Origin of the sequence: Bowmanella dokdonensis (assembly GCF_017254865.1) — a bacterium.
In the GTDB taxonomy this organism is placed as follows: domain Bacteria; phylum Pseudomonadota; class Gammaproteobacteria; order Enterobacterales; family Alteromonadaceae; genus Bowmanella; species Bowmanella dokdonensis.
In genome coordinates this window covers 19,431-38,488 of record NZ_JAFKCV010000008.1, presented here as the reverse complement: position 1 = coordinate 38,488, position 19,058 = coordinate 19,431, and the positions used below count along the sequence as shown (strand labels likewise).

At 54.0% G+C, this 19,058-nt stretch carries 18 protein-coding genes; 17 read left to right on the top strand and 1 reads right to left on the bottom strand.

Annotated elements, in window-relative coordinates; translation table 11 throughout:
* Window positions 1-29 precede the first annotated feature (29 nt).
* The 11 genes from flgB (at window position 30) to flgL (ending at window position 10,978) form a co-directional block, all read left to right on the top strand.
* Window positions 30-431, top strand: coding sequence for a flagellar basal body rod protein FlgB (gene flgB, locus J0A66_RS14165; RefSeq protein WP_206574491.1), 402 nt, complete (start codon window positions 30-32; stop codon window positions 429-431).
* Window positions 431-853 (top strand): flagellar basal body rod protein FlgC, encoded by a 423-nt coding sequence (gene flgC, locus J0A66_RS14160; protein WP_206574490.1) that lies wholly within the window; start codon window positions 431-433, stop codon window positions 851-853. The genes flgB and flgC overlap by 1 nt, the downstream gene beginning before the upstream one ends.
* Window positions 854-879: 26 nt before the next feature.
* Window positions 880-1,560 carry a flagellar hook assembly protein FlgD gene (locus tag J0A66_RS14155; RefSeq protein WP_206574489.1) on the top strand — a complete coding sequence of 227 codons (681 nt, stop codon included), beginning with the start codon at window positions 880-882 and terminating at the stop codon, window positions 1,558-1,560.
* Between the two features lie 18 nt (window positions 1,561-1,578).
* Window positions 1,579-2,973, top strand: a complete 1,395-nt coding sequence (gene flgE, locus J0A66_RS14150; RefSeq protein ID WP_206574488.1) for a flagellar hook protein FlgE — start codon at window positions 1,579-1,581, stop codon at window positions 2,971-2,973.
* Between the two features lie 203 nt (window positions 2,974-3,176).
* Window positions 3,177-3,920, top strand: coding sequence for a flagellar basal body rod protein FlgF (locus J0A66_RS14145; RefSeq protein WP_206574487.1), 744 nt, complete (start codon window positions 3,177-3,179; stop codon window positions 3,918-3,920).
* 35 nt (window positions 3,921-3,955) lie between these two features.
* The gene (gene flgG / locus J0A66_RS14140) at window positions 3,956-4,744 is read left to right on the top strand and encodes a flagellar basal-body rod protein FlgG (protein WP_206574486.1); all 789 of its coding nucleotides are present in this window, start codon (window positions 3,956-3,958) and stop codon (window positions 4,742-4,744) included.
* A gap of 12 nt (window positions 4,745-4,756) precedes the next feature.
* On the top strand, window positions 4,757-5,437 hold the full coding sequence (flgH, locus tag J0A66_RS14135; RefSeq protein ID WP_206574485.1) for a flagellar basal body L-ring protein FlgH: 681 nt from the start codon (window positions 4,757-4,759) through the stop codon (window positions 5,435-5,437).
* A gap of 8 nt (window positions 5,438-5,445) precedes the next feature.
* Window positions 5,446-6,558, top strand: coding sequence for a flagellar basal body P-ring protein FlgI (locus tag J0A66_RS14130; protein WP_206574484.1), 1,113 nt, complete (start codon window positions 5,446-5,448; stop codon window positions 6,556-6,558).
* A 7-nt stretch (window positions 6,559-6,565) separates the two neighbouring features.
* Window positions 6,566-7,585 carry a flagellar assembly peptidoglycan hydrolase FlgJ gene (gene flgJ / locus J0A66_RS14125; RefSeq protein ID WP_206574483.1) on the top strand — a complete coding sequence of 340 codons (1,020 nt, stop codon included), beginning with the start codon at window positions 6,566-6,568 and terminating at the stop codon, window positions 7,583-7,585.
* Window positions 7,586-7,603: 18 nt separating this feature from the next.
* Window positions 7,604-9,733, top strand: coding sequence for a flagellar hook-associated protein FlgK (gene flgK / locus J0A66_RS14120; RefSeq protein ID WP_206574482.1), 2,130 nt, complete (start codon window positions 7,604-7,606; stop codon window positions 9,731-9,733).
* A gap of 21 nt (window positions 9,734-9,754) precedes the next feature.
* On the top strand, window positions 9,755-10,978 hold the full coding sequence (gene flgL / locus J0A66_RS14115; protein WP_206574481.1) for a flagellar hook-associated protein FlgL: 1,224 nt from the start codon (window positions 9,755-9,757) through the stop codon (window positions 10,976-10,978).
* Here the strand turns inward: flgL and J0A66_RS14110 are convergent.
* Window positions 10,975-11,925, bottom strand: coding sequence for a hypothetical protein (locus J0A66_RS14110; protein ID WP_206574480.1), 951 nt, complete (start codon window positions 11,923-11,925; stop codon window positions 10,975-10,977). The genes flgL and J0A66_RS14110 overlap by 4 nt on opposite strands.
* A 259-nt stretch (window positions 11,926-12,184) precedes the next feature.
* Here J0A66_RS14110 and J0A66_RS14105 point away from each other — a divergent pair, with 259 nt between their 5' ends.
* The 6 genes from J0A66_RS14105 (at window position 12,185) to fliD (ending at window position 19,050) form a co-directional block, all read left to right on the top strand.
* Window positions 12,185-13,009, top strand: a complete 825-nt coding sequence (locus J0A66_RS14105; RefSeq protein WP_206574479.1) for a flagellin N-terminal helical domain-containing protein — start codon at window positions 12,185-12,187, stop codon at window positions 13,007-13,009.
* Window positions 13,010-13,388: 379 nt separating this feature from the next.
* A complete protein-coding gene (locus J0A66_RS14100) occupies window positions 13,389-14,219 on the top strand; it encodes a flagellin N-terminal helical domain-containing protein (RefSeq protein WP_206574478.1) in 831 nt (276 codons plus the stop codon).
* A 479-nt stretch (window positions 14,220-14,698) separates the two neighbouring features.
* Window positions 14,699-15,529, top strand: a complete 831-nt coding sequence (locus J0A66_RS14095; protein ID WP_206574477.1) for a flagellin N-terminal helical domain-containing protein — start codon at window positions 14,699-14,701, stop codon at window positions 15,527-15,529.
* 717 nt (window positions 15,530-16,246) lie between these two features.
* The gene (locus J0A66_RS14090; protein WP_206574476.1) at window positions 16,247-17,071 is read left to right on the top strand and encodes a flagellin N-terminal helical domain-containing protein; all 825 of its coding nucleotides are present in this window, start codon (window positions 16,247-16,249) and stop codon (window positions 17,069-17,071) included.
* 67 nt (window positions 17,072-17,138) lie between these two features.
* Window positions 17,139-17,564 (top strand): flagellar protein FlaG, encoded by a 426-nt coding sequence (locus J0A66_RS14085; RefSeq protein ID WP_206574475.1) that lies wholly within the window; start codon window positions 17,139-17,141, stop codon window positions 17,562-17,564.
* A 16-nt stretch (window positions 17,565-17,580) separates the two neighbouring features.
* Window positions 17,581-19,050 carry a flagellar filament capping protein FliD gene (gene fliD, locus J0A66_RS14080; RefSeq protein ID WP_206574474.1) on the top strand — a complete coding sequence of 490 codons (1,470 nt, stop codon included), beginning with the start codon at window positions 17,581-17,583 and terminating at the stop codon, window positions 19,048-19,050.
* Window positions 19,051-19,058: the final 8 nt, after the last annotated feature.

Here is a 19,058-nt window from a genome sequence, read left to right as displayed (position 1 = left end):
CCAAGACAACTCCATGACAGGAGCAATTCATGGCAATCAGCTTAGATAAACTCGTCGGCCTCCATCACAGCGCTATGCAGGTGCGTGATCAGACCATGGAGGTAATCGCCAATAATCTGGCCAATGCCAATACCCCGGGTTACAAGGCCAGGGGGGTGGATTTTCAGGCCGCCATGCAGGCCGCCCAGACAGAACGTACCCACAGTCTGAGTCGCACTCATGAGAAGCATTTTGCCGTGGAGGTGAAGAATCCCGGCGAGCTGATGTACAAGATCCCGACCCAACCCGATACCGGCGACGGCAATACGGTAGAGGTCCAGGCCGAGCGTAACGCCTTCCTGGATACCGGTATGCGCTATCAGGCCGGCATTGAATTCCTGAACGGCAAGTTCAAGGGTATGAAAAAAGCACTTAGCGGAGGGCAAGCCTGATGAGCCTGTTTAATATTATGAATGTTGCCAGCACCGGTATGCACGCCGAAGGGGTTCGCCTGAACACCACGGCCAGCAATATCGCCAACGCCAACAGTGTCAGCAGCAGTATTGATGAGACCTACCGGGCACGCAAGCCGGTATTTGCCGCCGAGATGCAGCGGGCCATCAATGATCAGAACGAAAACCAGGGCGTTAAAGTGCTGGGCATAGTCGAGAGCGACAAGCCCCTGCAGGTGGAATACAGCCCCGGTCATCCCATGGCCGATGAGAACGGCTATATCTACAAGCCCAACGTCAACATAGTCGAAGAGATGGCAGACATGATGTCTGCCTCCAAAGCCTATGAAACCAATGTCCAGGTTGCCGATACCACCAAGCGTATTTTCCGCCGGGTACTGCAACTGGGTCAGGGCCAGTAAGGTCCGGATAAACTGAGGAATTAGCCATGGTGGACAGTGTAAACACCCAGAGCTTTAAAGACCTGTACTGGGGAGAAGAGTCCAAAGTACCGGAGAACAAAAACGGTGAATTGACCCAGGAGGATTTTTTCTCCCTGCTGACCGAACAGCTCTCCATGCAGGATCCCACCAAGCCGGTGGATAACGATCAGATGATTGCGCAGATGACCAGCTTCACCATGGCTGACAGTCTCAGCAAGCTTAACAGCAATTTTGAAAGCTTCGCCTCGTCCATGACCTCAAACCAGGCCCTGCAGGCGTCCAGCCTGATTGGCCAGAATGTACTGGTAATCGGCGATCAGGCCCAGCTCGGTGCGGATGGCAAGGTATCCGGAGTGATAGTCAACGAGAAAGCCTCTCATGAGATGAAGATCACCATCGAGGACCAATACGGGCAGACGGTACGGGTAATGGAACTGGGATCCAAGACCCCGGGCAATATCGAATTTAACTGGGACGGCACCGACGGCAAGGGCAATGTTTTGCCGCCCGGCAATTATACGGTAACCGCCAGTGCCAAAGTGGGTGGCGAAGTCAAGGAACTGCCCACCGCCGTGACCCGTCATGTTAACAGCGTCAGCCTGGCTTCGAGCAGTCAGGGTGTCATCCTCAATCTGGCAGGCGACGAGAGTATCAAGCTCACCGATGTCCTGCAGATTGGCGGTTAAACAAAGAGAGAGTGAAAGATGTCCTTTAATATCGCATTAAGCGGTGTCAACGCCGCACAAAAAGACCTGGATACCACAGCCAACAACATTGCCAACGTGAATACGGTGGGCTTTAAGGAATCCCGCGCCGAATTTGGTGACGTCTATGCGGCCTCTTTGCTGGCAGGCGCCAAAACCAAGGTGGGTGACGGTGTACTGACGGCCGAAGTAGCCCAGCAGTTTACCCAGGGCAGTCTGCAATTTACCAACAACGCTCTGGATCTGGCCATTACCGGCAACGGCTTTTTCGCTACCATCCCTGAAACCACTTCCCGGGACTTTTCCTTTACCCGGGCAGGGATGTTTAAGTTGAACTCGGAAAACTTTGTCGTCAATTCCAATGGTGATCACTTGTTGGGTTTCCCGGTCAACCCTGACGGTTCATCTGCATCGGTAGCATTGAGTACAGCCCAACCGATTCGAATTCCAGACTCCTCCGGTACTCCTCAGCAAACCCGCGAAGTAGATCTGAAAATGAATTTGCCGGCTAATGACACCGGACTGGATCCCGCCGATTTTGATCCTACCGACCCATTGACTTATAACGCCGCGACGTCGGTAACCGTGTATGACTCGCTAGGCGATAGCCACGTCCAGACCTTTTACTTTATCAAGGATTCAACCATAGTACCGCCAGCGGCTAACGAATGGGTGATGGTTACAGCTGTCGATGATGTGTTGGTGGATATCACCAACAATGACGGCTCTACAGTAACTGCACCAGGCGCATCGCCCAACTCGGCCGGTACCAATACAGGTAATGCAGTCACAGGTTCGCGCCTACAGTTCAGTTCGGGTGGCGACTTTATCGGCATTCAGTCTGGTAATGGCCTCGCTCAGCCAGACAGCAAGCTTATTACTGAGGCATTGGGCAATACCATTCTTTCTAATGGTTCAGATCCTCTTCAAACATTAACCATAGATTTTAATCTAAATGCGGCCACGGCTACTCCAGATGAACCCACACAGTTTGCCTCGGCCTTTGAGGTAACGGCGCTGGATCAGGATGGCTTGCCGGTGGGCCGCCTGACGGGCATCGATATCGGCCCTGATGGTCTGGTGCGAGCCACTTATTCCAACGGCACTTCAGAGCCGCTGAGCCGGGTAACCCTGGTGCGCTTCGCCAATGAGCAGGGCCTGACCCAGAAGGGCAATACCCAGTGGCAGGAAAGTATTCTGTCCGGCGAAGCCCTGGCCGGAGAGGCCACAACCGGAACATTTGGCACCATCAATTCATCCGCACTGGAGCAGGCCAACGTTAACCTGACTTCGGAGCTGATCGATATGATTATCGCCCAGCGTAACTTCCAGGCCAACTCCCGCGCTCTGGAAGTGAATAACCAGTTGAATCAGACGGTATTGAATATCAGGTAATTCAGTTAGGGGAGATGAGTGAGGGGTGAGGTGTACTTAGCTTCACCCCTTCTTTTTGAGATGGCCCGTCAACTGAACACCAAGCTTTCCTCTACCTAACTCCTTGCTCCTCCTTACTTGTTACCCGTCACCTGTCACGTTTCACCCACTTGGCACCCAAATTGCTTTAGTACCTGTAAGGTTTAATCAGTCAAGAAAGTGTCATGGATAAATTGCTCTATATCGCGGCCAGCGGTGCCAAGCAGGATCTGCTGGCCACGTCTGTGCGGGCCAATAACCTGGCCAATGCCCAGACGACGGGGTTCAAAGCCCAGCTTGAGCAGGCCAGGGCCATGCCGGCCTTTGGTGAAGGCTTGCCGACGCGGGTGTTTTCCATGACCGAAACCCCGTCCAACAATTATGAAGGCGGGGCCATGATCCAGACGGACCGGGAACTGGATGTGGCCATTCAGGGGCCAGGTTGGTTGTCGGTGCAGGATGCGCAGGGCAATGAAGCCTATACCCGTGCGGGCAACCTGCAGGTAGGCGCCGACGGCCTGCTTGAAGATGGCCATGGCAACCTGATCCTGGGTGACGCCGGCCCCATTGCGCTGCCGCTGCCTTTGTCGAAGATCAATATCGCCACCGACGGCACGATTTCCATCCGCCCCCAGGGGGCGCCGGTGGAAGTACTGGCCGAGGTGGGTCAACTGAAGCTGGTTAACCCCGATACCAGACAAATGGAGCGGGGGGATGACGGTCTGTTCCGCATGAAGGACGGCACCGTCGCCGATGAGGACATCAACGTCAGATTAATGACGGGCATGCTGGAAGGCAGCAATGTCAATCCCATAGAGGAAATGGTCAGCCTGATCAGCCTGCAGCGGCATTATGAAATGCAGGTGAAGCTGATGAAGCAGGCTGACGACATAGATTTGCGCGCCAACAGGTTGCTGCAGATCCTGTAAGTAATTGAATTTAAACCATCAGGTGGAGGTGATGTATGCACCCAGCATTATGGATCAGTAAGACCGGCCTGGATGCGGCCCAAACCGATGTCTCGGTGATTTCCAACAACCTGGCCAACGCCAGCACTGTGGGTTTCAAGAAAAGCCGCGCCATCTTTGAAGATCTGCTTTATCAGAACATCAATCAGCCCGGCGGTCGCTCCTCGGCCGATACAGAGCTGCCTTCTGGCCTGATGCTCGGTGCCGGTTCCAAAGTGGTGGCCACGCAAAAAGCCTTTACTCAGGGCAACATGCTGACCACAGACAATGCGCTGGATATCTCCATTCAAGGTCGTGGCTTTTTCGAAATCCTTCAGCCTGACGGTACCATTGCCTATACCCGTAATGGGCAGTTTACCCTCAATGAAGATGGCGAGATGGTCACTCCGGGCGCCGGTTTTCAGCTCCAGCCGGTGATCGCCGTTCCCGAGGATGCCCAGCAGATCACCATCTCCCAGGATGGTGAAGTGTCAGCCACTATCCGCGGTCAGGCAGAGCCAGTGGTGCTGGGCCAATTGACCATTTCAGATTTTATTAACCCCACCGGCCTGCAGCCCATCGGGCAGAACCTGTTTGTGGAAACGGCTGTCAGCGGTGCGCCGCTGCAAGGTGTGCCTGGGTTGGAAGGTCTGGGCACCATCATGCAGGGATCACTGGAAACCTCTAACGTGAATGTGACCGAAGAGCTGGTCAACCTGATTGAGAGCCAACGCCTGTATGAGATGAACTCAAAGGTGATCTCATCGGTGGACCAGATGCTCGGTCAGGTGATTCAGCAGCTATAACGGGTTGATGTGATGAAAGTACCCTTCTGTTTACTCTTTATCCTGGCCTTGTCCGGTTGCATGAGCACGGCGCATCGGGGGCCGGCCCCCAATGATCCCTTCTTTGCACCGGTGATGCCGGATATGCCTGAGCAGCGGGTGAATGATGACGGCTCAATATTCCAGCAGGAGTTTGCCAGCAGTCTGTATTCGGACGTCAAAGCCAGGCGGGTAGGAGATATTATCACTATCGTCCTGCGTGAAAACACCAGCGCTTCAAAGAGTGCCGGCACCAATACCAGTCGTGAGACAGCGGTAGACCTGCAACCCATCGCCGGGTTGGGAGGGAATGCCGTGAATATTGGTAATGAATCCATACAACTGGGCATCAATTCGGCGAATGAATTCGATGGAAACGCGGCCGCCAACCAGAGCAACAGCCTCAATGGCAATATTTCGGTCACGGTTACCCAGGTGATGCCCAACCAGAATCTGGTGGTGCGGGGCGAGAAATGGCTGACGCTCAATAACGGCGATGAATATATCCGTCTGACCGGTATTGTCCGGGCAGCCGATATCAGCCCCGACAACGAAGTGGTCTCCTCCAAGGTCGCCAATGCCCGTATCCAGTACAGCGGCACGGGCACCTTTGCCAAGGCGCAGCAGCAAGGCTGGCTGACCAAGTTCTTTTCATCCGAATGGTGGCCCTTCTAGGAGGCGATATGCGTAGTATGGTTTCTCTCCTTATCTTGTGCCTGGGGTTGAGTGGGCCCCTGCAGGCCGCCCAGCGCATCAAGGACCTGGTGTCCATCCAGGGCGTGCGCAGCAATCAACTGGTGGGCTATGGCCTGGTGGTGGGCCTGCCCGGTACGGGTGAACAGAGTCCCTTTACCGAACAGAGTTTTCGTACCATGTTGTCCAATTTCGGCATCATGATGCCCAGCAGTCTCAAGCCCAAGATTAAGAATGTGGCGGCCGTGGCGGTGCATGCGGAATTGCCGGCCTTTATCAAGCCGGGCCAGACCATTGATGTGACTGTGTCCTCCATCGGCGAGGCCGACAGCCTACGTGGCGGCACCTTGCTGCAGACCTTCCTTAAGGGGCTGGACGGCAATGTTTATGCGGTGGCCCAGGGTAGTCTGGTGGTCAGCGGGTTTGGCGCAGAAGGGGCCGATGGTTCTCGCATTGTCTCCAATACCCCCACGGTCGGCTCCATTGTCAATGGCGCCATTGTTGAGCGCGCCGTGCCAAGCGGCCTGATGCAGAACGATTTTCTGACCCTGAACCTGCACTATCCGGATTTTTCCACGGCGAAGATTCTTGCCGAAACCATCAACCAGCGACTGGGTGCCGACCCGGCCAACGGCTATGTGATAGCGACCCCTATCGACGCTGCCTCAGTCAGGGTCTCAGCCCCCCGTGAAGTAGGACAACGGGTGGGTTTTCTGGCCACCCTGGAAAATTTTGAATTCGAACCGGCCGATGCACCGGCCAAGGTCATCATCAACAGCCGGACCGGGACTATCGTCATCGGCAAGGATGTGAAATTGCTGCCTGCGGCCGTCACACACGGCGGCCTGACGGTGACCATTACTGAGAATCAACAGGTCTCCCAGCCCAATGCCCTGGCCGAAGGGGAGACAGTGGTGACTACTCAGTCCGTCGTCGATGTGAACCTGGATGACAGCCGCATGTTCAAGTTCGATCCTGGGGTTACCCTGGACCAATTGGTACGGGCCGTTAACGAAGTGGGTGCCGCACCCGGCGATCTGATGGCCATCCTCGAAGCCCTGCGCGCCGCCGGCGCCCTGCAGGGCCAACTGATTATCATCTGAGTAGGTTATGGAATCGCGTTTTTCCCTTGATCAGCTTGAACAGTCGCGCAACACCCATGACCTGAAGGGGCTGGATACGCTGCGTAAGGCGGCTGTGTCCGGGGATAAGCAGGCCCTTCAGGAAGCGGCCACCCAGTTTGAGGCCATTTTCGTGCGGATGATGCTGAAATCCATGCGGGATGCTCAGGACGTGCTGGCGGATGAGAACAGTCCGTTTAACTCTGAGCAGGTGAAGTTCTACCGGGACATGCATGACCAGCAATTGGCCACGCATCTGGCCGCCAGTGGTTCTATTGGTCTGTCCAAGATCATCATGCAGCAACTGGGAGGCGATATGGAAAACTTCACGCCGGCCAGTGTCCTGCGGAACGACGGTAACCTGTCCAGTCTGAACCGGCCACAGGCCCAGGCCATAGACAACGCCCAGGAGCAGGTGCTGGGACCCGTCTCCTGGCCCGGCAACAAACTGCCGGCTTTTGACGATCCGCAGAGCTTTATTGCCGGTCTGATGCCCTATGCAGAACAGGTTGCCGGTGAACTGGGCCTGGATCCCCGTGCCCTGGTGGCCCAGGCGGCCGTTGAAACCGGTTGGGGAAGCCAGATGATTCATCTGTCATCCGGGCAAAACAGCCACAATTTATTCGGCATCAAGGCAGGCCGGGCCTGGCAGGGGGACAAGGCCCTGGTTAATACCCTGGAATACAAGGATGGCGTGGCGCACTCGGAAAAGGCTGCATTTCGCGCCTATGGATCCTTCTCCGACTCCCTGCAGGACTATGCAGATTTTATCCAGAGCAACCCCAGGTATGCCGAGGCCCTTGAGCAGACATCGGACAGCCGGGCTTACTTCAATGCCCTGCAACGGGCCGGCTATGCCACCGATCCTCACTACGCCGACAAGATCATGAAAGTACTCCACGGTGAGCAGTTTACCTCTGGGTTCCAGGCACAAGTCTTGCAAAGCAAAGCCATGCAGGAAAACGAGATGGCACTCACGCCCGTCGCCAAACAAGCTGGCGGCCAGTAACCCAACCGGACTCAAAGCATGGCTATACGTACGGCAGATCTTTTCTCCATCGCAACCAGCGGTATCAATGCGCAAAATACCCTGCTGCGCACCACCAGCCATAATATCGCCAACGTTAATACCGAAGGCTTTGTGCGTGAACGCACCACGTTTGTTGCCGAGCTGACTGGGGGCGTGGGGCAGGGCACGACTGAGCGAATCCTCAACGTCTTTGCGCAGAATCAACTGCGTCGTGACACCTCCAAACTGGGAGAGGCACAGGCTTTTTATGAACGTATTGCCCAGATGGACAATATCCTCGCCAGCGAAGCCAACAGTATCTCCGGCAGCCTGAGCCGTTTTTTCGGGTCGTTGCAGACGGCTATCGACGAGCCGGATAATGTGTCTGCCCGTGGGTTGGTGCTGGGGGAAGGCAAATCCCTGATGGAGCGCATTTCCAGTTTGTCTGAGTATATGAACCGCTCTGAGATCGAGCTGAACCAGGAACTGGACTCCCTGACCAAGGAGGCCAATGACCTGATCCGGAATATCTCTGATCTCAACAGCCAGATTCGCGATGTACAGACGGGTAACCGGTTCGAAGAAGCTGGCGTACTGAAGAACGAGCGGGATCTGGCCATCAGGAATCTGGCTGAACTGGTGTCCATCGAAACCCGTGTGCAGGACGATGGCTCCACTCTGGTTAACCTCACTACGGGTCAGTCGCTGGTAATGGAAGCGGGGGTGTTCAATGTGTTCCAGACTGCCGGCGATCCTGATATCACCCGGCGTAACCTGCAACTGTCCAGCAATGGCAAACCCACGGTACTGAATGTGGCCGAGACCGATCTTGGCGGTAAGCTGGGCGGTATTTTTTCTTTCCGTGACGAGGTTCTGGCGCCTGCACAGCGGGAGCTGGGACAACTGGCGCTGGCGTTTGCCGATGCCATGAACGAGCAGAATAATCTGGGCATGGATTACGATGGCCAGTTAGGAGCCGATATCTTCAGCCTGCCTTCAGCACAGGCCCTCAATTACGCCGGTAACTCTGCGGCCAACCTGGTGATCAACGGGCGGGTTGCGGCAGGCGACGCGGAGATGCTCAGTACCTCTGACTATAAGATTACCATCGATGCGGTAAACGCAGGCCCCACCCTGGATATTACAGTGGAGCTGCTCAACCCGGATGGGTCGCCTTCACTGGACACCAGCGGTAATCCTATTACCCAGACCTTTACCGGCCTGAATGCGGCTGGCGGTACCTGGGAACCTATCATGGATGGCCTGGAGCTGGAGTTCCCCAGCGGTGGCACCTATGCGGTCGGCGACGAGTTCCTGTTGCAACCCACCCGCTATACCTCCTCGCAGATCACCATGGACATAGTGCGGGGCGAGGATCTGGCCTTCGCCTCGCCGATTAAGGCCGAGGGGGATATTGGCAATCTGGGTGCCGCCTCAGTCCTGTCCACTTCGGTGACCAACACCACAGTATCCGGCGGCACGGACGGCTCTGCCTTTGACGGGGCTGGCGGGTTACTTGGACCGGGTGCGGCCCCCGGTGGTGGTGTCGGTGCGCCTGCTGAGATCCTCTTTACCGGCCCCGACTCCTATCAGGTGCTGGACAGTGCCGGTACCGTGATCACCGTGGTAACCGGTGCCCCGGATCTGCGCAATCTGTTGGCCCAGGCTGAAACAAGCGGTGCCGGGCCGGCCTGGCCGGCAGCCTTTGCTGCCCAGGATGACTTTCCAGGCTATGATGTGAGCCTCGAAGGAGTTCCAAAGGCCGGGGATCGCTTCACTCTGAGTTATAATACCAATGGGGTGGACGACAATAGGAACGGCCTTGAGCTGGCCGGATTGCAGGAAGCCAACACCGTCAGGCGGGATGTGAGTACGCCCTTCAGTAACCAGAACGGCACCACTTTTCATGGCGCTTACGCACAAACCGTCAGTTCCGTTGGTGAAAAAGCAGCGACGGCCGATATCAAGTTAAAGGCAGCCACCGCCATGGAACAACAGTCCAGTGACTGGTATGAGTCTGTTTCCGGGGTGAGCCTGGATGAAGAAGCGGCCAACCTGGTGCGTTTCCAGCAGGCCTATGCGGCTTCGGCCAGGATCTTGTCCACGGCCCAGTCGCTGTTTGATACTATTTTAAGTTCGGTCAGATAAGGTAAGAGTGCAGGGGCAAATATGCGCATATCAACCAACCAGCTTTATGATCGCAGTATTCAGAATATTCTGAACAACCAGGGTGATCTGGCCGATATCCAGCAGCAACTGGCGACAGGTAAAAAGCTGTTGCGCCCCTCTGACGATCCGGTTGGCGCTTCCAAGGTCATACGGCTGACCGAAGAACTGGAGCAACTGGAGCAATTTCAGCGTAACAACAACTTCCTGACCAGTGCCCTGGAAGAACAGGAAGCGGTCATGCGCAATATTAACGATGCGGTGCTCAGGGCTCGCCAACTGGCCATTCAGTCAGGCAGTGGGGCGGTGGCGCCGGAAGACCGATTGGCCATCTCTGTGGAGATTGCCGAGATCCGCGACCAGGTATTTGATGCCATGAATACCCGAAATGCGGCGGGCGATTATATCTTTGCCGGTTACCAGTCCCAGTCACCGGCCTTTGTCTATGACCCGGCTGCCACCGGCAACAAGTACCAGTTCCAGGGGGATGAAGGGGTCAACAACATCCAGCTTTCCCCCTCGGTTCGTGTGCAGTCCACCGATTCAGGCAAGACGGTCTTTGAGGATGTGCTGGCCAGGCTGACGTCGACTATTACCGGCGGTTCGGCAGCCGACTCGGCACTGAAAATCACTCCTCAGTCGGATTTCGATCGTTTCCATCAACAGAATTATGACGCGGTGACGCCAGCCAACAATCAGTTCCAGATCCAGATTAACGGCGCAGGCACCCAGGCCACCATTACCAATACAGGGACCGGCGCCAACCTGGGCACGGTCAATTTCACCTCTGAGGAGCCTTTTACCTTTAACGGCATGCAATTTACTATTGAAGGCGGTCCCGGGGACACGGTGAACTTCCAGTTGGATGCGCCACAGAAGAAGAATCTGGCCCAGACCCTGGACGATTTTTTTCATGCGTTAAGCGATCCCAGCCTGACCGGCGAAGCTTTTACAAGAAAGTTGGACGATGCCCTGATCGGCATTGACAACGGGATGAACAAGCTGGGAGCGGCGACAGCCGGAGTGGGTGGGCGACTGAATGTGGCCCAGTCTATTTTCGAGTCCAACCTGGATTTGGAAATAGCCGCCAAATCGACCCGCTCTGATATTGAAGATGTGGATTACGCTAAGGCCGTGTCAGATCTAAGCCGGCAGGAAACCGCCCTGCAGGCCGCCCAGGCCACCTTTGGTCGGGTAACGGGCCTGTCCCTGTTTGACTATATCTAAATCTGGATCATCAACGAATCCAGCCTGAAATGATGAAGGTAAATACAGGCTTTGTGTTGCAGATGACTGGAGTAATAGCTCACATACAAGTCCCCGTTATCCAGCACCAGACCGGGGTAACTGTTGTCTCCTGCTGACGGCAACACCTTCAGAAGTTTCGCTTTTTTCGAGTGTAAGTCCAGTGAGACCAGCGCCGTTTTCGGTCCTCTTTTCTGCCAGATCCTACCTGCCAGCAACGCTGTCTTGTCATCCAGTTGTTTCATGGCCGGCCCCCCCAGGTAGAAACCCAAATCCTGCCACTGCCAGCGCCGGTAAGGTGGCTTGGCTATTCCCAACTGGGCCGTGCAACTGTCCGCATCTCGTCTGAGCAATACCAACAGGGTGCCGTCTTGCTGAAACAGCAGATCCGATTCATTTGGGTAGCCCTTGCCCCGGGTTTTCAGGCTGAATAAGTCCGGTTCGATACAATCGAAAGTGGCTCTTGGGTTGCCGGCATAGAGTCTGACCTGCTGGGCAGACCTGTTGTAAGCGACTCCATATGCCCGTCCGGCATGCCAGGTCAGTCTCCACAGCCACCAATTCTTGTCGGCAAAGGCTTTGGCACTGGACCAGCTTTGTCCGTCCTGTGACAACCAGGTGGTGGGTTGGCCGTATAATGTCTTGTTGTCCTTTGTGGCATAACGGGCATAAGCCAGCAACAGCAATTTCCCATCAGGAGTGACGGAGAGTTTGGGATCGCGCAGATCGACCCCCGGAACAGACACTTTCTGCTGTCTCAGCAATCCGCCATTTTTCGCCAGACAAAGAATCCGCACCGTCCCGTCGGCACTGATATGGTTGCCTGCTTCGCGAAAGCAACAAAACAACTGATTCCGAAACAGACAAAGATCGGTAAAGGCATTGTGGGGAGCTTTTTGCCAGAGCGGTGGGTTCTGCATGTCGAACATTTTTCAGTCTGTTTTTTCGGATTTAAAAGACATTGAAACTCAAGTGGTTAGCTATTGCAAAGGCGGCAATTTATGACCGCCCGGCAATGCCGGCGGCAAAATTTTTCTAAAGGCTTTTGCGGGGACGTCGATAACCTTAAGCGAGAGAGCCAGTAACAGTAATTTCCATCAGAAGTTATTGTTTCTAAAATGTTTTTTAGAACTATTCGGCGTAAGCCGGATGCCAGCACCCGCTGGACTGAGAGTGTAGGAGAAGTCCATGTCCTTGTATGTAAATACCAACGTTTCGTCGTTGAATGCACAACGTCAGTTGTCCAACGTCGGAAATCAATTGTCCACTTCGTTTGAGCGTCTGTCATCCGGTTTCCGTATCAACCGCGCCGCCGATGATGCTGCCGGTTTGCAGATCACTGACCGTATGACCTCGCAAATCCAGGGCCTGAACCAGGCCGTACGGAATGCCAACGACGGTATCTCCCTGGCACAGACCGCTGAAGGGTCAATGCAGGAGATCACCAGCTCGCTGCAACGTATCCGTCAGTTGGCCGTTCAGTCACAAAACGGTATTAATACCAGTGCTGACCGCGCCGCTCTGCAAAAAGAAGTATCAGCCCTGAAAACTGAGATCAGCCGTATCGGCTCGACTACGCAGTTTGGTGGGGTGGATCTGCTGACAGGTAACTATTCAGCGGCCTTCCTGGTGGGCGCCAATGGCGGCCAGACTATCTCCGTCAACCTGTCCAGAACAGGTGGATTCGGTGCCTCTGGTCTGAGCATTGGAAGCCTTAGTGTGGCCACTGCAGCAGATGCTTCTGCGGCACTGACCTCGATCGATGCGGCCATCTCCAGTATTGGTGGGGCCAGAGCCGATTTGGGTGCGCTGCAAAACCGCTTCCAGTCCACTATCCGTAACCTGAGCAACATCTCGGAAAACGTATCCGGTGCACGCTCCAGGATCCGTGATACCGACTTTGCGGCAGAAACTGCGGAACTGACCCGTAATCAGATTATCCAGCAGGCCAGCAGCACGGTTCTCAGCCAGGCGAACCAGCGCCCTCAGGCTGCACTGCAGTTGCTGGGTTAATGACTCTTACCGTTTGAAAATGACGCCAGGAGGTAATGTGAGAGGTTTCATCGTCAAACGGAAGGGAGCTTCGCTCACTCTCTCCTAACGAAAGAGCGGTTGGCCGGGGGAAACCCCGGCCATTTTTACACCACTAAAGCCATTTGTATCCCCCGGGAAATTGTTGAATTTCATCGGGTTTTTTTGTTTGAAAAAATTTCTCTAAAGCTTTTCTCTGAATGGTTCGATAACTAGTACAAAGGCACCGAGCATTAATAATAACAACAAGCCGGTGAACCTGGGTCAGGCCGACAATAACAATAAAATGGCCGGCTCTCGCCAAGATAACTGACAAAAATAATAAGTCTGGCGTATTTATCGATCAAGTTAGGAGAAAATCATGAGTTTGTACGTCAATACTAATGTGTCGTCGTTAAACGCGACCAGACAACTGTTCACTTCCAATAACCAACTGAGCACCTCTTTCGAACGCCTGTCCTCAGGTTTTCGAATTAACAGTGCCAAGGACGATGCGGCCGGCCTGCAGATTTCTGACCGGATGACGGCGCAGATCCAGGGCCTGGATATGGCCGTAAGAAACGCCAATGACGGGATATCCCTGGCCCAGACGGCCGAAGGCGCCATGCAGGAAATTACCAATGCCCTGCAACGTATCCGGGTTTTGGCCGTCCAGTCGCAAAACGGTATCAACAGTTCCTCTGACCGTCTGGCCCTGCAAAAAGAAGTCTCGGCGTTGAAACAGGAAATCAGCCGTATTGCCTCAACTTCGCAGTTTGGTGGGGTGAATATCCTCGATGGTACCTATTCGGCCGTGTTCCTGGTCGGTGCCAATGCGGGACAGTCCATCAGCGTAAATATCTCCCGGACCGGCGGATTCGGCGCGTCGGGTCTGTTCAACGGCGTCAATGTCTCGGTCGCCACAGCCCAGGAAGCTTCAAGAGCCTTGTCTCTGGTAGATACCGCAATTTCCACTATCGGTGGTGCCCGGGCGGATCTGGGTGCGATTCAAAACCGCTTCCAGTCCACCATCCGTAACCTGAGCAATATCTCGCAGAACGTGTCGGCGGCAAGATCGCGCATCCGGGATACAGACTTTGCCGTCGAAACGGCAGAACTGACCCGCTGGCAGATTATCCAGCAAGCGAGTATCACAGTTCTGGGACAGGCCAATCAACGTCCACAGGCGGCCCTGTCACTGCTGCAGGGATAATAAGTAAGCATTACACGGATAAAACTGTCAGATGACATGGGTGCGGGGGCAAGCATTGACACCTGAATGCAGACTCTCAAACGCTTAAGTAAGTGACGGGAGCAGAGAAAAGGTCGGAATACAGGATTGTGGGGGCAAGCTGTAACCGACCCGAAGACAGACAAATTACCGGATAACTTGATCAGACCAGGGATGAAAAAGACTTACAGGCAGGATAGCCATTTTTGTAAGCGGTCGACCGGCGGGAATGACGCCAGGAGGTAGTGAGAGGTTTGAGGTTTGGCCATCAAACCCGCCCAGTCGACCAGAGCTTGCGCTCACTTTTACATTACAGGCTTTGACACCGGCAATTGCCAGTCGGAAAACCGACAGGCAAAAAAATAAAAGCACTTTATGTGCCAACCTTTAAATTGTCGATGCGCCCATCAGGGCTGGTGACGATAACAACAATAAAACCAGTCTGGCGTTAGGAGAGAGAAATGAGCTTATATGTTAATACCAACGTCTCGTCGCTGAATGCGACCAGACAACTTTTTACCTCAAACAATCAGTTGAGTACCTCATTCGAGCGTTTGTCGTCCGGATTCAGGATCAACAGTGCCAAGGATGATGCCGCCGGTTTGCAAATATCCGATCGTATGACGTCACAGATCCAGGGCCTGGACATGGCCGTGCGAAATGCTAATGACGGGATATCCCTGGCCCAGACGGCCGAAGGCGCCATGCAGGAGATCACCGGTGCCTTGCAGCGCATCAGGGTACTGGCCGTGCAGTCGCAAAACGGTATCAACAGTTCCTCTGACCGTCTGGCTTTGCAGAAAGAAGTGTCGGCCCTGAAACAGGAAATCAGTCGTATCGCCAGTACCTCTCAGTTTGGTGGTGTGAATATACTGGACGGCACTTATTCGGCAGTCTTCCTGGTCGGCGCCAATGCAGGCCAGTCCATCAGCGTGAATATTTCCCGGCAGGGCGGCTTCGGTGCTTCAGGCTTGTTTGGTGGCGTGAACCTGACGGTTGCCACAGCGGCCGAGGCTTCCGGCGCAATGGCCCTTGTTGATGCAGCCATCTCCACCATAGGCGGGGCCAGGGCGGATCTGGGTGCGATACAAAACCGTTTCCAGTCAACTATCCGCAACCTGAGCAATATCTCGCAGAACGTGTCAGCGGCAAGATCGCGCATCCGGGACACAGACTTTGCCGTCGAAACGGCAGAACTGACCCGCTGGCAGATCATCCAGCAGGCCAGCATCACAGTGCTTGGTCAGGCAAACCAAAGACCTCAGTCAGCCTTGTCGCTGCTGCAGGGTTAACAGAACTCGTAAGAGAGGGTAGGAAATGAGAGGCCGCCCGGGCGACAAGCCAACCCCAGGTTGATTGTTGCCGCAAGGAAGCAGAGCTCTCCGCCTGGAGAGTGGTGTCCGGCAGCATTGCTGCCGGACCCTGGGAAGAAAACGCCGACTGACGGGACTGAGAGTGTAGGTGGTTGAGAGGCCAGTTTTCATTCTCAAACCCGCAGCCGGAGCGAAACCAGATTTGCTCGTTCTCCTAACTTGAGCAAGTTGGCCGGGTCCCTGACCCGGCCTTTTTTATTTTGTTGGCGTTGCCGGCTTAATGACCTCGGCATTGCAACTTTCTGTCAAAATTCTTTCTATCAAAACTCTAAGCACGTAGCGTGCCAGTTCAAAAATCTCTTCCTGCAGATTAGCAGCCCGCCAACTTGCGCTGCAAGTGAAGACTTGCCGGCAGTCTTGTGAACACTTGCCCTTAACGCTTCTCATGACTCGATTGAACGACTTTCTATTTGAAAATATCCAAGTAAAAACAAATGCATAGCATCAGGTTAAAGTTTTTTTGTTTTTTTTTCCTAAAGAAGCTCAAAGGTCGGCCGATACCTAAAGTCGAGGGGTATTTTAAGTTTTGGATTTTGGCTCTGGCCATTGTTCAAGTGTGAGGCAACTCAGTAATGAGTTGATTTGAGGCAAGCTGACTTTGGTACGAACCGGAGAAGGCTTTCAGGAGGTAACTTCATGAGTTTATATGTAAACACCAACGTGTCATCGTTGAATGCTCAACGTCAGTTGTTCAGCACGGGTAATGCATTGTCTACATCCTATGAGCGTCTGTCATCTGGCTTTCGTATCAACCGGGCTGCCGATGATGCGGCCGGTTTGCAGATCTCTGACCGGATGACGTCGCAGATCCAGGGCCTGAACCAGGCTGTGCGTAACGCCAATGACGCCATCTCCCTGGCGCAGACCGCTGAAGGGGCAATGCAGGAGATTACCAGCTCACTGCAACGTATCCGTCAGTTGGCTGTTCAGTCGCAAAATGGTATCAACACCTCTGCTGACAGAACCGCACTGCAAAAAGAAGTGTCGGCGTTGAAACAGGAAATCAGCCGTATCGGAACTGATACTCAGTTCGGTGGTGTCGATTTGTTGACGGGCAGCTACTCCGCAGCATTCCTTGTTGGCGCCAATGGTGGTCAGACGATTTCTGTCAACCTCAGCCGCAGCGGTGGTTATGGCGCCTCTGGTCTGAGCATTGGTAGTTTGAGCGTGGCGACGGCTGCAGATGCATCTGCTGCACTGACGTCAATCGATACTGCCATTTCGACTATCGGTGCCGCCCGGGCGGATTTGGGTGCGTTGCAAAACCGCTTCCAGTCCACCATCCGTAACCTGAGCAATATCGCCGAAAACGTAACGGGTGCCCGTTCACGTATTCGTGATACTGACTTTGCGGCGGAAACGGCCGAGCTGACCCGTAACCAGATTATCCAGCAGGCTTCAGTCTCTGTACTGAGCCAGGCAAATCAGCGCCCTCAGGCTGCTTTGTCCCTGTTGGGCTAATCATCATCGGCCACTATACTGATGTATGGTGGCCTTTTTCTCGCATTGCTGCGAGTGGAGGTGAAAAATGGACGTTAATTTTTCACAAACTGGTCAGAGTCTTGCTTTAGAATCCCTGACGTCCAGACAGGATTTGAAGACTTCCCGGGAGGGGAACACCGACCCGGCTGTCAAGAACGAACAGCAACAGTCTGAGACTGAAGTTCTTAAAGCCGAAGAGGCTAAAGCAAAGGCCCAATCAGCCGATAAAGAATCGAGCGTGGAATCCGCCATTGAGGAAATTCGTGACTTTGTGCAGACACAGAGGCGCGACCTGAATTTCTCCTATGACGAAGGCAGTCGGCGCTCTGTGATTAAAGTGACGGATGCGGAATCCGGCGACGTGATTCGGCAAATACCATCTGAAGAAGTGTTAAAACTGGCTGAAAGGATTCGCAATCTCCAATCAGAAGTTGGAGCCGCAGTTGGAGTACTGTTTAACAAGTCAGTTTGATTAATTGAGGTAAATCATGGCTATCCAGTCGTTAGGTGTAGGTTCAGGTCTGGCTTTGGACGACCTGGTCAAACAACTTTTAGAGGTCGAGCGTCAGCCCAAGATCGCTCGTCTGGATAAAAGAGAAGAGACGCTGGATGCCGTGATCTCCGGTATCGGCACCCTTAAGTCCAAAATGGACGAATTCAAGACCTCCGTCGATGCCCTGCGCAGAGATACGCAACTATCCAAACGTTCCGCCGTGGTTTCCCATCCTGGTGTGACCGAAGAAGGCGCAAAAGGCCCGTTTACCGCTGAGGCCTCCAGCAGCGCCGTTACAGGTTCTTATCAGATAGCTGTTACCCAGCTTGCCAGTGGCAGCCGGGTGGAAACGGCCGATGCATCCCTGGGGGGCTTCTCGAGCAAATCCGATTCTGTCAGCGGCACCGCCGGATCCCTGACGTTCAAGGTGGGCAGTGACAGTTTTGATATCAGTGTTACGGCCGGCATGACTCTTGAGCAATTGCGCAATAAGGTTAATGCTAACACCAGCAACTTTGGCGTGACCGCCAGCATAGTGAATACCGGTACCGTTGACGGTGGCGTCAAACTGGTTTTTACCTCAGAAAAAACCGGTACCGGCAATGATCTGCAGATCGTCAACAATAATGATATTGCCGATCTGCAGCGGGTATCCACCACTGACTCCAGCGAAACCGCCTCCTATCTGGGTTACGCCAAGACGGCCCAAAACGCTCAGGCCACCATCGATGGTATCCTGGTGGAAAGCACCACCAATCGTTTTGAAAACGTTATAGAAAGTGTGGCCTTTGATGCCACCACAGTATCAACTAAGGATGCCTTGGGTGAATTCCAGACCTCGACACTGGAAATAGGCTATGACAAGGATGGGGTAGAGAAGAAAATCCGCGATTTCGTCGACAACTATAATTCACTGATGTCCGAAATCACTAAGCTGACCCGTTATGGTGTCTCAGAGCTTGAAGAAGATGGCGCTCTGGCAGGTGATTTTATGGCCAGAGGCATTCAAAGCGGCTTGTCTAACATTGTATCAGGTAGCGTGCCTTCATCGGCTTTGGGCACTTTGTTCCAGATGGGAATTTCCTTTGGCGAGGACGGTAAGCTGGAAATCTCCGAATTTGATGAATTCGGCCTTGGCAGTGGCGAAGACAAATTGAGTGACGCCCTGGCAGACAACTTCGATGAAATTGCCAAGCTTTTTACCGACGACAAGAATGGTATCGCATCGAGAGCCTACGAGTTCGTGCATGAATATACCACTTTTGGCGGCTTGCTCAGAACAAGAGAACAATCCTACAAGGACCAAAAGGATCTGTTGTCCGATGAGCGTGAACGGGTAGAACTGCAAATGATGAATTACGAACAGATTCTGCGCGACAAATATCTGGCGCTCGACCAGACCGTATCCAAATTGAATCAAACCGGCAGTGCTTTGATGGCGGCACTGGCCAATACCGGCTTCTAAGGGGAATT

Coding starts and splice junctions, on each gene's coding strand:
- flgC (WP_206574490.1), top strand. CDS start 431: ATGAGCCTGTTTAATATTATGAATGTTGCCAGCACCGGTATGCACGCC.
- J0A66_RS14155 (WP_206574489.1), top strand. CDS start 880: ATGGTGGACAGTGTAAACACCCAGAGCTTTAAAGACCTGTACTGGGGA.
- flgL (WP_206574481.1), top strand. CDS start 9,755: ATGCGCATATCAACCAACCAGCTTTATGATCGCAGTATTCAGAATATT.
- J0A66_RS14100 (WP_206574478.1), top strand. CDS start 13,389: ATGAGTTTGTACGTCAATACTAATGTGTCGTCGTTAAACGCGACCAGA.
- J0A66_RS14105 (WP_206574479.1), top strand. CDS start 12,185: ATGTCCTTGTATGTAAATACCAACGTTTCGTCGTTGAATGCACAACGT.
- J0A66_RS14085 (WP_206574475.1), top strand. CDS start 17,139: ATGGACGTTAATTTTTCACAAACTGGTCAGAGTCTTGCTTTAGAATCC.
- J0A66_RS14095 (WP_206574477.1), top strand. CDS start 14,699: ATGAGCTTATATGTTAATACCAACGTCTCGTCGCTGAATGCGACCAGA.
- flgJ (WP_206574483.1), top strand. CDS start 6,566: ATGGAATCGCGTTTTTCCCTTGATCAGCTTGAACAGTCGCGCAACACC.
- J0A66_RS14090 (WP_206574476.1), top strand. CDS start 16,247: ATGAGTTTATATGTAAACACCAACGTGTCATCGTTGAATGCTCAACGT.
- flgG (WP_206574486.1), top strand. CDS start 3,956: ATGCACCCAGCATTATGGATCAGTAAGACCGGCCTGGATGCGGCCCAA.
- J0A66_RS14145 (WP_206574487.1), top strand. CDS start 3,177: ATGGATAAATTGCTCTATATCGCGGCCAGCGGTGCCAAGCAGGATCTG.
- J0A66_RS14110 (WP_206574480.1), bottom strand. CDS start 11,925: ATGTTCGACATGCAGAACCCACCGCTCTGGCAAAAAGCTCCCCACAAT.
- flgH (WP_206574485.1), top strand. CDS start 4,757: ATGAAAGTACCCTTCTGTTTACTCTTTATCCTGGCCTTGTCCGGTTGC.
- J0A66_RS14130 (WP_206574484.1), top strand. CDS start 5,446: ATGCGTAGTATGGTTTCTCTCCTTATCTTGTGCCTGGGGTTGAGTGGG.
- flgB (WP_206574491.1), top strand. CDS start 30: ATGGCAATCAGCTTAGATAAACTCGTCGGCCTCCATCACAGCGCTATG.
- flgE (WP_206574488.1), top strand. CDS start 1,579: ATGTCCTTTAATATCGCATTAAGCGGTGTCAACGCCGCACAAAAAGAC.
- fliD (WP_206574474.1), top strand. CDS start 17,581: ATGGCTATCCAGTCGTTAGGTGTAGGTTCAGGTCTGGCTTTGGACGAC.
- flgK (WP_206574482.1), top strand. CDS start 7,604: ATGGCTATACGTACGGCAGATCTTTTCTCCATCGCAACCAGCGGTATC.